Origin of the sequence: Escherichia sp. E2586, assembly GCF_005781105.1 — a bacterium.
Lineage (GTDB): Bacteria > Pseudomonadota > Gammaproteobacteria > Enterobacterales > Enterobacteriaceae > Escherichia.
On sequence record NZ_VATN01000010.1, the window covers coordinates 1 to 14,312 of the forward strand.

The 14,312-nt window shown below is 47.0% G+C and carries 10 protein-coding genes and 1 CRISPR repeat array; all 10 genes read right to left on the reverse strand.

Annotated elements, in window-relative coordinates; genetic code table 11:
* Positions 1-282 precede the first annotated feature (282 nt).
* Positions 283-1,296 carry a fimbrial protein gene (locus FEK50_RS12375; protein WP_131162684.1) on the reverse strand — a complete coding sequence of 338 codons (1,014 nt, stop codon included), beginning with the start codon at positions 1,294-1,296 and terminating at the stop codon, positions 283-285.
* 11 nt (positions 1,297-1,307) lie between these two features.
* Positions 1,308-3,794: a fimbrial biogenesis outer membrane usher protein gene (locus tag FEK50_RS12380; protein ID WP_131162683.1), complete on the reverse strand. Its 2,487-nt coding sequence runs from the start codon at positions 3,792-3,794 to the stop codon at positions 1,308-1,310.
* Between the two features lie 14 nt (positions 3,795-3,808).
* A complete protein-coding gene (locus FEK50_RS12385) occupies positions 3,809-4,489 on the reverse strand; it encodes a fimbrial assembly chaperone (RefSeq protein WP_131162682.1) in 681 nt (226 codons plus the stop codon).
* A gap of 53 nt (positions 4,490-4,542) precedes the next feature.
* Positions 4,543-5,091, reverse strand: a complete 549-nt coding sequence (yehD, locus tag FEK50_RS12390) for a fimbrial protein YehD (RefSeq protein WP_131162681.1) — start codon at positions 5,089-5,091, stop codon at positions 4,543-4,545.
* Positions 5,092-5,476: 385 nt separating this feature from the next.
* Positions 5,477-6,031, reverse strand: coding sequence for a type I-F CRISPR-associated endoribonuclease Cas6/Csy4 (gene cas6f, locus FEK50_RS12395; RefSeq protein WP_130261260.1), 555 nt, complete (start codon positions 6,029-6,031; stop codon positions 5,477-5,479).
* A gap of 10 nt (positions 6,032-6,041) precedes the next feature.
* Positions 6,042-7,043 (reverse strand): type I-F CRISPR-associated protein Csy3, encoded by a 1,002-nt coding sequence (csy3, locus tag FEK50_RS12400; RefSeq protein WP_131162680.1) that lies wholly within the window; start codon positions 7,041-7,043, stop codon positions 6,042-6,044.
* Between the two features lie 10 nt (positions 7,044-7,053).
* Positions 7,054-7,977, reverse strand: coding sequence for a type I-F CRISPR-associated protein Csy2 (gene csy2, locus FEK50_RS12405; protein ID WP_131162679.1), 924 nt, complete (start codon positions 7,975-7,977; stop codon positions 7,054-7,056).
* Complete coding sequence (gene csy1, locus FEK50_RS12410) at positions 7,974-9,281, reverse strand: type I-F CRISPR-associated protein Csy1 (RefSeq protein ID WP_135524506.1); 1,308 nt, start codon at positions 9,279-9,281, stop codon at positions 7,974-7,976. The genes csy2 and csy1 overlap by 4 nt, the downstream gene beginning before the upstream one ends.
* 327 nt (positions 9,282-9,608) lie before the next feature.
* Positions 9,609-12,842 (reverse strand): type I-F CRISPR-associated helicase Cas3f, encoded by a 3,234-nt coding sequence (gene cas3f / locus FEK50_RS12420; RefSeq protein ID WP_131162677.1) that lies wholly within the window; start codon positions 12,840-12,842, stop codon positions 9,609-9,611.
* Positions 12,839-13,822 carry a type I-F CRISPR-associated endonuclease Cas1f gene (cas1f, locus tag FEK50_RS12425; protein ID WP_131162676.1) on the reverse strand — a complete coding sequence of 328 codons (984 nt, stop codon included), beginning with the start codon at positions 13,820-13,822 and terminating at the stop codon, positions 12,839-12,841. Before cas1f ends, cas3f begins: the two co-directional genes overlap by 4 nt.
* Positions 13,823-13,993: 171 nt before the next feature.
* Positions 13,994-14,261: a CRISPR direct-repeat array (repeat unit 28 nt; unit sequence TTTCTAAGCTGCCTGTACGGCAGTGAAC).
* Positions 14,262-14,312: the final 51 nt, after the last annotated feature.

Below are 14,312 nucleotides of genomic sequence, written 5' to 3' on the forward strand. Positions count from 1 at the left end.
ACGAAAGTACGGGCTTTTTTTCGCATGTGACCCGTCCTGGCGGGGTGAGAAGCCCGGACCCGGGTTCGACAACTGGCGGCAGCCAGTTGGACAGACCGCGAACGCAGTGAGCGGGCTGCCCGCAGGGCGAGCGAAGCGAGTCAATCCCCGCCTCACCGCCATATTCAAAGAAGAGCTCGTACGAAAGTACGGGCTTTTTTTTCGCATTAATGCGCCTTAAATAAAAAACACGTACTTCCTCTTCGAAAGTACGTGAAAATCAGTGGCTGATTACTATACCCACTAGTCGTAGGATACGGCAAATATGGCTTTGCTTTGGACTTCTCCAGGCTGTAGTGCTTCCTCCTTCACGCGGACATATTTCGCGGTAATCGGGAAGGTGTACTGATTCTCAATGGCCGTCATTTTAGTTAGTTTATTCATCAGAGTATCGCCCATCTTTAACGGTGTCGTTGCGTTGCCATTATAAATCTGGAACCCAACCCCTTTAGCACCATTAAGCGATGTGTTTTTCAGAATGGTTCCACTATCATCCCATTCACCGCGCGCAACTTTAAAAGTCACTGGATTAGTCGTGACGTTATAAACACTGTCACAATTTAAAACCAGATCTATAGAACCTGATTTTGTGTTATTGGCAGATTGCATCTCACTTATCGTTGTTTCTGGCATTCTTATTTCGTAAGTCGGTTGCGAGAAACTACAGGTTGTAGGTTTGTGTTTGATGCTAAATTCTATATTCTGAGTATAAGAAACATCACTATTTAGTCGCCCAGAAAACCAACAATAAAGCCATGATATGATATTATTATTGCAAGAGTTATCTGTTAGTATGCTAATAGCGGGGCGCGGGATGGTTATCTTGTCGATATTGGTGGTTATTGTATGGTCTACTTTACTCGTTGGTGCAACATATTCTGCCTTAAGAGTGAATGGCTTGGTATTTATAACATCCTGAGTGTTATATTCTTTTGGAGAAGCACCCAAGGAATCAGTTCCAGTAGAAACAGGAAAACCACTACTCTCAAGGTTAAATTTCATAAAAATTGATTTCCCCGAATCAGACTCTCTAAGTTCAACGATATAATCTTTTAACGGTGTTGCATAATACATTTTATCGCTTGTTGCATTACATGTGAACGTATCCACTAAGTTTGTATTAATCACAGCCGTTACCGTATCTTGTGCCATATCTAGTTCTATCGTTTGGCTTGCTGTTGTATTAGGCCCCAAGGTACATTTAGCCTGTCCCAAAAATGGCAAAGCCAGTAAAAACAAAAACCAATATTTCTTCATAAACAAATCCTTTAACGACAAATATAAACTTTATTCTCATCAATAACGTTATCAAAGGTAATAGTGCAGAATTGTTCCTGCTGTTTATTAACCGAGACGCGAATCGACGCGGGAACATCATTGGTGCGAATAAATATCCGACTTCCCTGTCCTACTAAGCCCACATTATTGCCACTTTCATCTTCAACCTCATAACCAAACGGCAACGGAGAGCCATCAGGTCGTTGGGAGATGAAATACCAGGGCTTGCGTTTATCAGTCTCAAACTGCGTCATCACTACCGCACCACGATAAGGAACGGTGTTTTTACGGTTACCCAGTAGCGCCACATCGCTTTTACTGTCGGCAATATCCAACATCAACGTATTTTCACGATACGGCGTCAGGTTGTCATAAATAGCGTAGCCTCTGCTATTCGTTGTCAGGTAACGGTATCCCTGCACCGCCGCTCCCTCCAGTCCCGGCGCTTTGACGATGGCGAACGTATCGGAAAGTCTGGGAGCCAGTGCCACACCGTCTGACCACGCGACTAAACCGCCTTGAATATTACCGCTAATCTGTTGATATTTTTTCGACTGGCTATAGCTGCCACCAATAGTCGCCAATGGCGCACGCCAGGTCAGGTTTCCACCTGCTGTTGTTTCGCTGCCCTGGTGTTGATGGCTTAAGTTAGCCCCGTAGCTGAACTGATCGCGACTCCCCGCTACACCGCTGAGGCTGGTATTATTCGACCGATAGCCGTCTTTATCAAAAGTGGTTGAGTTAGAAACAAATAAATCTCGTCGTTTTTCAGTGATTCCATCGCCCCACGAGGAGGGAATTGAGAAATATAAGTTAATGCGTCTATCTTCGCGGTTATCTTCATCGTAGGTCTGGCTAACAGACAAGGTATAACTAAGGCGTTCCCAGGAGTTCGAGTAGCTGAGTTGATAATCTTTCCCTGTCCCGCTGCGTTCCCAATAATCCCGCCATTGACCGCTGACCGACAGATATCCCCAATTTTCCGGTAATGACTGGTTTATATTTACAGAAAAGCTGTTCTTACGACCAAAATCATACTGATAATAGTCGGCGATATCATAAACTGAGTCATCTTCTCGATTATAGCTTTTCCTGTTATTTGCCCACACGTGATCGTTAAAAGTACGATAATCTCGAGAAGAATAACGCCAGGCCGCCAGCGAAAATTGCGTTCCACTTTGAGAGAGATATTTGTTCCAGGCAATCTGATAACTTTGACCATTAAATACATCACCGTTATCTTGTTCACTGTGGGAATGGGTAAAATCAACCGATACAGCACCAATCGGTGTATTCCATCCCGTGCCGAGAACAAACGATGAGTAATTATCAGACAACTGCGTGCCAGCATAGAGAGTCAGCAAATTATTAAGGCCATACTGATAGCTTCCCTGAATAAAATCCGACTGATTGCTGGCGCCCTCAATACGACTACGTCCGGCAGCAAATTCATATTTCGAAACGCCCGGTTGCAACATATTTGGTACGGATGAATAAGGTACACGATAACGCGACACCGAACCGTCAGCTTCTTTAACGGTTACTTCCAGATCTGCACCACCACCAGCAAGTTGCAAATCATCAATGGCGAATGGACCTGGCGGAACCTCTTTCTGGTAAACCACAAAGCCATTTTGTTCGATAGTGACAAGTGCGTTACTTTGGGCAACACCACGCACCACTGGAGTAAAATTCTGTTTAGAGTTCGGCAACATCTGCATATCGCGCCAAAGGCGTACACCGCGAAAACGCACGGAGTCAAAAACATCAGAACCGGTATACATTTCACCAGCACGCAATGTGCCAAGAATTTGTGGAATTCCGCGCTCCAGATATAACGTGTTACTCTTCCATTTACCGCTGCTCTCGTCACTTTTCGTATAATTGGCATTTGAATGCAACTGCCAGCCCAGAAGATTCAAACCACTATTCAGATTTAAATAGCTACTTTTATTATCTCCTCCGTGCTTATAATTACTGTAATACTGACTGGCATAATAAGACGTATATAATGCGTTAATCCCGCGATCCCAAGCCTCAGGCGGGACATATCCGCGTTCATACTCAACGACATAGGCCTGGGGTACACTTAACTTCAGGTTAAAATGCCCAATATCATAGTCAACGCTGCCGCCCTGTACCGCTTCCCGAAGTGGTACACATTCTACGCCTTTATCAATATTAATGCCTTCAGTGAGGATACCTATTTGCTTTAACTGCACCCAGGATAAACATGTTGCATCCGGATCATCTTTAATATCGACATTATAATGTCCGCGCCACTGATTATTCAGGTAAACATCCATATCATAGATACCGGGCATCGGCCTATCACTATCAATATGATAGTCAGAAATTTTTTCCCCATTTAATCCGCCAATCATAAAATGGGTGTCAAATGTTTCATCTTCCGCCCATGCAGACGAAGTTGCCAACACCGACAGGATAGCCAGTGTAATAGAATTAAGTTTAGACATAATCAATCCCTGATCTATTTGACGGTTTTTACTTTTTCATTCAAATAGTTTCCATGATCATCAATCAGCGTTACATTGTACTGGCTAACAACGGAAGATGTGGTGACGGTCTGTTCTGACCAGGGTGCTAGCACCAGCGTTTCTTTATTTAATTTGGTATTACCTTTCAGTTCAGGAATAGTTATCCAGTTCGCTGAATTATTTTTTATATTAATACCATTACTGACAGTTCTTATATTCAGTCGAGAAAAACTTCCTTTATCGACACCAGCTATACCCTCCGGACGATAAATAAATTTGATGCGGTTTTGCATCGCGAATTTAATCTGGTTTTTACCTTCATTTTTCTCACTATTAGGTGGAATGTCCAGGACATTGAGAAAGAACAAGCTTTCGCGATCTTTAGGTAGGGTATTCGCCAATTTTTTGATCTTGAGTTGTTGTCCCTCGCCACCTTTTATGTGAGTTACCGGTGGCGTCAACACAAACGGAACATGAATTTTTTCTGGGGGTAGACTGGTATCGCCATCATCAATCCATGACTGAACCAGGGCGCTACGATTACCTTCATTCATTAACTGAACGGTAATCTCTTTTTTCTGTTCTGGATAAATAACACGAGTGCCGTAGATATAGACACCACTCCACGCAGGCGTGACTATGCCGGCCAGCAAGAAGGCTATTAATTTTTTCATTAAACAATCCTTGTTTGAGAAATCGGCGACCGAAGCCGCCGATAAACACGATATTAATCTGTCACGACAGTCATTGTCAGTGCAGAGTTAACCGGGCCAGAAGTCACCGTATCACCTGATTGCGCGTATTTCGCACTGAAATTTAATGTATATTCATTAGACTCATCTAGTCCTAACTCAATACTTTTATCACCTTCAATCTTTTGAGATCGCCCATCTGCACTCTCATAGTAGACAGCAAAACCAGCACCATTTTGGTTTGCCGCAGTATTAATGGTGATATCGCTACGATTTGCATCAAACTGACTTCTGGAAAACGTAATTCTGGGAGTCTTGCCTTCTGAACATTTAACCGTCAGCGGTACAGTTGTCTTATTTGAATAACCATTGTAGATAAATCCGGCACTTTGATCTTTAAATTGATCTTCACCAATATCGTTCATAGCAATAGTAGCCTGGCTATTTCCGATAAATTGGCATGTAGTTCCAACTATATTACCGGTAATAACTAACTCACCCTGTTCACTCCCCTCCTCTGCAAAAGCCCCTGCACTCATAAAAAGAGAAGATAATACTGCAACTGCAATAATTGAACGTTTCATAGTCTATTCCTTAACTAATTTATTCTAGGTGATTAAGAGTCTTTGTCCTCTCGGAAATGAATTTCGCAAATTACATTTGCTATCGCAATGTAAACAAGTTGTTTTCGTGATTTAAATCAAATTATAAAAAACACATAACAAACAAAAAATACCCATAAAAATATTCACCTTGTTTACTATTCGGCATTATTTGATGTCTTTGCACGGTAGATTAATACGTATAATTAATTGCGGATTGTTTATTTTAAATAAATATCCGTATACTGATGACAATGTTAGGTATTGAACTCTTTATTCTATTTCCAGCCAGAAATAGGCTTTTCAATAGACAAAAAGACCTGACGGTAAGGTAAGGTCAGGTCTTTTATACATTACAACTAACCAATCAAAACCAGGGAATTGTAGCGGTTGCGCTTAATCCATAACTACTGAATACCCCTTTAACCGGTTCTGTACGCAAATCCCCGTGTCGGATAAACAATTTGAACTGTTGCTGACTCGACAAACTCTTCATATTAAGAAAAGGTAAGTCGGTCCGCTGTTCAGCTTGCATCGCCAGTCGCTCAATCGCCTGTTCTTCAGTAAGCCAGCCTTTTTTCACTGAACGCCTTAACAGACGCTGGGGGTTACTTTTAACCTGCACACGGCTTACTACTCGCCAGCCCTTTATTTCTGGAACGGGAGTGACAGGTGAACATTGGCAATAGTCCGTTAGTCCTTTACGCCACGCTGAGGCTTCAAGCGCCTGTAATGTCTGGGCGCTACCATGCAAGCGTAAACGCGCTCCTGGCATAACATTTACGTCCGGGAAACTTACGCCAATATCGCCTTGCCCTCTTGCACCTAATGCCCGATGCAGTTTGGCAAATAACGCCGCCATCAACATTTCGCTCGAAAATTCAGGATCTGGTAGAACGAGGATCTCAAGGTAGTGATCCATTGGCAGCTCCTTATTCCGATTTCTCACCAAAGACACCGCCGCGTATCAGCACAGCCATCACGTAGTGCTGCTGCTCAACGTCTGGTTTCATCCCTTTAGTCACCCAATTGTCGAGTAAGGTATAAAAGTCGAGTTTTTCTTTCGGTTGACGGCAGGCCACACCGCGACTGGTTACAGAACCGTAAGGTTCCACGGCGATAGCACCTAATTCATCCACTTTTGGATGCCAGGTATCGATGGTACGTAAAGCATTGCCAATCTTCTGAGAGTGGATACCGGCAATGCCAGCCACCTGGTATAACACGCGACTTTTATTACTACTGCTGTCGAGTACCAGCTCCTGCGACGGGAAAACTTCTTGCCCGGCCCCGAGGCGAACCTGCGCTTCAACGGTAAGCATCACCCACTCTTTTCCGCTTAATCCTTGTTCAATCGTTGCCGCCAGTTTCGTGACGCTACTCTGGCCCTGTTCAAATTGACGTAAAGAGAAGTCATGGCTGTTAAAAGTCCATGATTTGTCGTTAGCGGTAACTTTCACCTGAATTTGTTCGGCACCGATACGGTTACGCCACAGAAAACGACCATTTGCCAGATTCAGGGCATAGCGAAGCGCCAGCTCTTTAAAGCCATATTCACTGATATAACCTTCAATAACGCCGGAAAGCGCCTCCTGATAGGCCATATCATTACATACTGAAGGTGAGGATAAATTACCCAGCACGCGCAGCGTAAACACCACTTTTAGCGTATCCGCATCTACCGGAAGCGAGGCTACATCTACCCGCTGCAAGTTGGCTTTTTGGATTTCTGCATTCAGCTTTAACGCATTACTGGAAATTGCATCTTTCAGGCGATTGGAGATGGTTCCGCGAACGGCTTTCTCCTGAATCTCAATAGGTTGCCATTCATTTCCTTGCCAGTTACCTGCGTACATCACCGCGTCAGAGGTTGCCAGTTTGCGCTCAAATGCCAGTACTGACGCCGTTTTTACTGCTACAGGGGCCTTTGCCATAATTATGTCCTTATTCTGTATCGTCATCTTCATTAATCGTAGGGTCATCAACGACTGGTATTGCCGAGCAATAGTAGCCAGTGTCCGTTGTACGGTAACGCCACATCAGCGGTTGCAAGCCAGTAATACGATGTAATCCGCGCCATTCGCCAATGCCATAAACTGCTTCGGCAAAGGCAAATGGTGTTGAGGTATCGCGCGCATTTTCAACTTCACCGGGTGCGTAAACAGGAGAAATGCGTTGGTAGCCACACATTAACGGTACCAGGAAACCAGGCATTGGCTTCGGCTGGTATACCCATTGTGCGCTGTTGTCTTCTGCCGGAGATTCGGCCTGATATTTAATCGCAGCAAAATCAAGCCAGGCATCAAGCAACGATATGTCGGGATGTTGTTGGTGATGTTCAGCCAGCCATTCACTGCGATCGTAAAGCGCATAGCCAGGCATTAAACGCCAGATGATTTTACGCAGTTGCTTTTCATCTTCAGGGGCATGAAAAAGCTGTGGTTCGCGCATGTCAACAATGCTGCCGCCCGCCAGTTTGTGGCTCTGGCAGAGCATTTTCAGATGGTCGCAAAGAGCTTTTCTGCCATATTCACCATTGGTAATTTCGCCATTACATTCAATCAGCAGAGAAACCGTCAGATGCATACGGCCCTCTTCATTGAACGAGGCGGTTTTACCTTCTCTGGTTAATGGGTTACGGGTGAGAGCGAATTGAAAATCGCGCCCGGAGCTGTACGCCTGAATATGCTGTTCATGGCTTACTACCGCACAACCGTCAAAACTTACGCCAAATTCATCCACGACTTTTCGAGAAAGCGCATGGACATAACCGAGAAAATGGGTCATCGACGGGAATCCCCAGGTCAACCCGGAGACGGCGTTAGCGTTTTCGATGCGTAGATGGGGTAACAAGAGCAGATAACTCATTTCAGCGCCTCCTGCAAAACGGCTTCCATTTCACGCATCCGTTGAGTAAAAAGGGACTGACTGCGCCACTCCCTTTGCTCGACAGCACCGACATCGAAACGGGCTTTTTTTAGTCGGTAGTTCAGCCAGCGCGCGAAATCATCGGCTACCGTCTCTTGCCAGTCGTTTTTCTCACGCTCCTGTTTGAAAGTCTCATCTGAGAGGCTTCGCCACGGGTCCAGCCAAAGTTGTTGGTGGCGAGGTAAGTCTGGTGATTGCACGGACCATCCCTGCCATTTTTCTTGCTGAAATGAAGACGCCTGCATGAACAGCAGATCAATCAACTCATCAATATATTTCGCCCGCGCAGTTCGGATATGAACATTGTTTATGTCAACCTTCAGCAGGTAAGTCATCCGGGCTACGATGCCTGAAGCCGCCCGATTGAAATCGCCGCGTAGGGAAAAAATACTGCGCATGTTTTGTGGTGCGCGATCCAGCGTCTCCCAGGTAGGTGGCATTGATGGCAACAGCCAGACACGACCACCACGCACACTATTGAGCAGAGAAATATTCTGCGGTTTTGTGCCACCAAAATGCATTTCGGCAAGATTAGGAAACCGGATATCTGGCTGGGAGTGCCATTTTCCTGCTTTGCGGGCATCGCGAATGGCTTTCGATTCCTCACTAAAGCGAACAGCCGTTAGCTTTTCATACATCGCCTGCGCCAGTGAACTGGAAAACAGTGGGCATAACAGGTGATAACTATCTGCAACAGGGAAATAGATTTGTTTTGCCAGTTTATGGCTGGCAGGCTGTCCAGTTGTCCATGCCTGGCTAAACCCAGCTACCCACAACTCCAGTTGCGCTTTATCCTCTGCAAACGTACTTAATGCCTGATAATCACCACGCTTCAGGCTGGCAAGCAGTGAATCTCCGTTCACATCGGTTTGTAGCAACTTTGCGACGTCAAGTGCGGCTGCGTTACCAATCGCGTCAGTAGCGACATTCACCAACGATGCCGTGTTTAAATAGCTTTCGTTAGCGGAGGTTTCCAGATAAAAGCTACTGGCTTTAGAATCACCATGACTGAATTTAGCGCCATGAGTGACTAATTTGATTTGCCCGGCACGCTTTGCCGCATCCGTTAACCAGTTACGTGGCAGGTAGCGTGCTTCGAGTTCCTGTCGCTCCAGAGCGATAACGCTGGCGTCCTCGCCCTGCTCCAGTCGCTTTGCTGCTTCTTTTTCAAAGGCTTCGATTTTGGGTTGCCTTCGCGAAGGGATGTAGTCAGTTATAAATTGTATTAGCGCCGTTTTTTCCATCTCGGCTCCTTTCGTTAATCCATCAAATTGAAGTTGCTCCCTGACTTCACTGAAAAATCTCCGTAGCCCAACCAGGCTTCAGTACAACGACACACACAGCAAAAGGGGCAACGCCCGTGGTGATAATCATGGATAGTTCACCTAGAGGTATCTACGTTTCAATCTAGTTAAACCCATGCAATAACCAAGAGTGATATTACCATGCATAAAATATTTGCCACACAATGGTTTAATAACTAACATTCACGCACTGCCATCGGCAGCTAAGAAATAGAGGTATCTCCGGATACGGACTTGTAAACTGCCGCACAGGCAGCTCGCCCCCTATCACAGGTTGCGAAACACCCCTAACCACGGGTGATAACGCCAGTCATCGACCGCATCTTCTTCACTGACCGGTACTCTCACTTCAGCAAACATTTCTCCAACACGCTGTATTTCACAACCTTGCTTATCAGCTAAATTCAACAAAACGTGTCGGTAATCCATCACGCCCCAGCAAGCGACGCCGCTGGCGCATCTCACCTCTTCTCGCCTGAAATTCCCTTGCGCTTTACGCTCGTTGTCGCCCGTGCGGGAATAGAAACGCGCTTCGCTTTCTTCATCATCCATATGCAAAAAAAACACCGCCTCCGGCAAAGGGGAATAACGAAATGGCGTCTGGCGTTGCATCCAGCCGTTCCAGCTTAGCGGTGCACGCCACCATTGCGCCGCCACCACATGTTTGCTTTTACTGCTCATTAATTCGGCGGATAAACGACCATGCTCAAGCTCCGCCAGTTTGTTGTCATTATTGGCAGACAGGATCCGCGGCAAGGCGTTAATCGTCCGGTAGTCCGCGATCGGAATCAGCTCGCAAATATCGTGACTATTCAGCAAGTGTTCTTTTGTTTCGAAACCTGGTTTACAAAATGCGGGGGCTTTTTTCTGCAATGATTTGATGTTGCTACGCAAAATAACTAGATTCTCACTGGTCGGCACATTTCTACGGTGGCGCTGAATACGTCCGGCAAATTGAATAATCGAACGCATGGAGCTTGGTTCAATAATTCCCCAGTCCGCATCCCAGTCACGCCCCACTTCTATAACCGATGTCCCCAACACCACAAAAAGATGGTGCGATTCCGGACTGTTATGTAAGGCATCTGCGATATCTTCGTTGCTCCAGAAATCGAGTTCGTTATGACGAGTAAAAGCGCGATCCAGCCGCTTCTCAATATCTGAACGCACCGCCAGCGGGTGTCGGGAGTGGTAAACACAGTAATGAATGCAGACATCTTCTGGTGAAGGAATGGCAATCAGGGCTTTGGTCACCGCAACCAGTGGGTTGATATTCGCGAAACGCACCAGGCCCAGCGAAACGGTTTTACCGCTTTCGTGTCGCTGGCGATGCGCCTGATGCAACTTCAGCATTTGCGTATGCACCGTCTGGGCCACACTTTCGGTAACGTCTTGTATCGCGCTTGATGCAGATGAAATTGAAGCAACACGCCCGAAATGCAGTCGCTCTTTTTCAGCCAGCATCACCGCTCGCCGTGCAACAAATTTGGCATGTGCATCACGAAACCCAGGCCCGTCGCAAATTTGCGTTGCATCAGCATCTTTTTCATCAAACCAGGCACAGCAGATATTGACGGGCCTGCCGTTGGTACCACAAGACGTCTGCCACATTTTACGCCCGGCGAGATAAGCCGCGAACAACGCCTGAATCAGCCCTGGAGGTAGCGTCGCCGAGGAAAGTAATACCCGCGTTCCTAGCATCCCGGCCCAGTTCATCAAACGACATACCGCATGAAGATCGGCAATATCAAAGTCATCAGGTTCGTCGAGCACTAAATCGCTGGTTAACAGGCGCAACATCGCCGGAAGCTGTTTCCCGCCACGCACACCCTCGGTCGCAGAAATAAGATGATCAATCGTCGCGACCAGAATCGGTGCGCTAACTAACTCCTTAAGTTTGCTGTCATCCTTCAACCATTTTTCCAGCGCCCCGGTATGCAGGCTGCCTTCGTACTTAACGAACTGTTGCTCCTCTGTTGGCGACTCTTGTGAAGCACTTCCGTAATCATTGTCTATTTTTTCCTGCTGCCACAGTTGCTTAACTGCCGCCGAACCAATCAGTACCGCCAGCTCATCCTCACCCAGTCCAAGCCGACTGCGCAGAGCATCGCCGGTTTGCAAAGTCAGCGTGCGCAATCCCAGCGCAACGGTAAATCGGCACCCTTCTCGCTCGTCGGCAAGTGCATACATAATGCGGGCGTTCGCAAAGGTTTTACCACAACCCGTCGAGGCCATATTGACGCCGAAAAATCCCTCTTCACGACTTCGTTCACGTAGCGCTCGCGCCACATCCCAGGCTTTATCTTGCCAGCGATATTTCACATCTGTGGCCCGCTGGCTAAAACCTTTATGTCGGGCAATTGCCGGAAGCGATGCCCGTGTGTGCATCAGTTGCCGCCCAAGCAGATACGCATGATGCGCGACGCCCACAAGATGTTCGTCTACCCGTTGTTTGAGCGTGCCGCTTTGGCGATCGCTATTTGCCCAGACGATATATTCCGGGTCCTGCCATTTTTGCTGCGCGTTATTAGATGAATAGTAGTGATCGGCAAGCATCAGGCAAAAACGCGCCATATGTAAGGGGAACAACTGTTCCATCTGCCCGTATGTCTTTAAACCGAGCGCGTTGCTTGCCCGGCGAGAAATCTGACGCGCTTTTTCCCGCCAGCTCGCGCTTTGAAGCGGCGTTCCTGATGGAAACTGCCAGACTTGCTCAAAATCCTGTTGCGTCCAGTCATTTTTGCGGTGGTTAACGGCATTCCAGTCAGCATTCAGTTGCTTCTCCAGCCAACTTTCACACCCTTTGCATGATTGTTCCGGCTGTGAAGAAAGATTCTCCGGCATTCGATGATGGGAAAGGATCAGCCAACCTACCGTCTTGGCTAGCGGTTGCAGCGAACTGAATGGACTATTTGAAAAATGAGGTGTGTCTTTTTGTAGACGTTCAAGAATCGCAACTTCATCATCTGCCGTTAATTCCCCGAGTTTCTCCAGCCACACATCGTCTGGCTGTTCACCAACAAACGCCTGGAAAAGCCGCAGTGAGATCCATTCATGCCGATAAGGTTGATAACTGCGTGCGCTCTTATGGGTCAGGCTTTGCTGAAAGCTGCGTCCTGCTTTACCAAAATCATGAAACAACCCGGCGATAGCCGCCAGCAGCGCAATGCTCTCCGCGCATTGCCAGCGATTTTCTTCCTTGTTCACCAGGCTGGTTTGGGGTGTTCGATTCGTGGGAACGCGTCCCTGTGCATTAAAACGACGAATATTACCCACAATCCACATCAACTCCATTTGCCCGTTCTTCTTCAGCCAGTGACATGCCACTGCGGTATTTCGCCTTGCTGTTTTGCGCAGTAAACGGCGGAGTGTGTTAACGCCTTCCAGAGTAATCACCGTTTGCCATGCGGCATCACCGGTGCGTTCAGCAAACTGATCAATAATACGGCAGCTTTCCATGCGGGCGTTTTTTGTACAGCGCGAGATAATCAGAACATTCATTGATCAGCCTTAGCCAGTGCCTGGGCCGTATCTTGCAAAGAGGTGATCATGACATCCAGAGCATCTGCTTGTTGAAAGATATTGATGCAGCGTTGACGAAACTCCTGAGCATCTTCTCCCGCCATTGCGGCAATAAATGCTTGTGGCATAACCAGGGCATCTTTAATCAGATCGGCAAGGTCAAAAACGAGGCCGCCGCGACGTGTTTTACCGTGCATTACTGCTAAACCATGCGGGATCCCGGTTACCCACGCCGCCACTGCCGCCAGACCGTAAGCCAGATAATTACCCTGATCGAGGAAGCGGTTAGCCATATCAATCCCACCGCCCCGTTTTGCGCGAGTAAAGTCGCCATAGCCCACGGTTTGGCTCACCATTTTGTAGAGTGCTTTGGTCAATTTGGCCTCTACGAGCATAAGCTGCGCATGGTTTTCTGCCGCGTCTATTTCTTCACGAGTACGATTTAGTAGGGTCTGCAGTGCATTAGCATCAGGCTGAAAGGCGTGTTCACGCTGCATTTTCGCGCTGGTCCAGTGCTTATCGATATGTGTCAGGCGGATTAACTGAAAACGTTTCGCGGCGGCAAGTCGTTTATCTTCAGCAAACCAAAAAGAAACCCACTGCTGAAGATATTCAGTAGGACGATATTCGCTTTGCGGACTGAACCAGGAGACATCAACATCAACTTCATTTGCCGAATACAGCGGCGTGCCATCCGTCCCACAAAAGCCCACCATCACCCCGGCATGGGCAAATTCACGCATCGCCGCCTGAGTAACGGATGTTCCCATCCCCAACATCAATGCCGTGGTATTCGCAATGGGGATATTCCAGTAGTACGACTCCTTACCTTCACTGGTAATATATTCCACTCGCCCACCATTCACCTGCACCCGGCATTTTTCCAGATAATAAATATTGGCGCGTTTAGAGTGGAGAATGGTTTTGAGGTCAGATGGAGTAAGGTAATTGGAAGACATAAACACATCCTGTGATTATTTTTATTTGAAGGAGCTAGGATTAGTACAGCATTGATTTCTGTGCGAGAAATTGATTTCTATCGCAATTATCACAATTGTTATTGCACGTTGAGGCTAATGGTTCGGAGTTGAGAGCGCCATAACGCAGCTAAATTTCTGCCATCATCGTATTTGTGAAACTGCCTGTACGGCAGTGAACCCGACAACAGCCAATGTCCCGGTAATCTGAGATTTCTAAGCTGCCTGTACGGCAGTGAACATCGCATACCGCCGCGCGCTGACTATCTGGCATTTCTAAGCTGCCTGTACGGCAGTGAACGTTAACCGCAGTCTGGACGCTAACCAAAGGTTTTTCTAAGCTGCCTGTACGGCAGTGAACATTAGCGATGTTGTAGCTAAACAGATGTCACTTTTCTAAGCTGCCTGTACGGCAGTGAACAAAGAGGAGAAAACTGCGGGCGCTCTCAGCGATTTCTAAGCTGCCTGTACG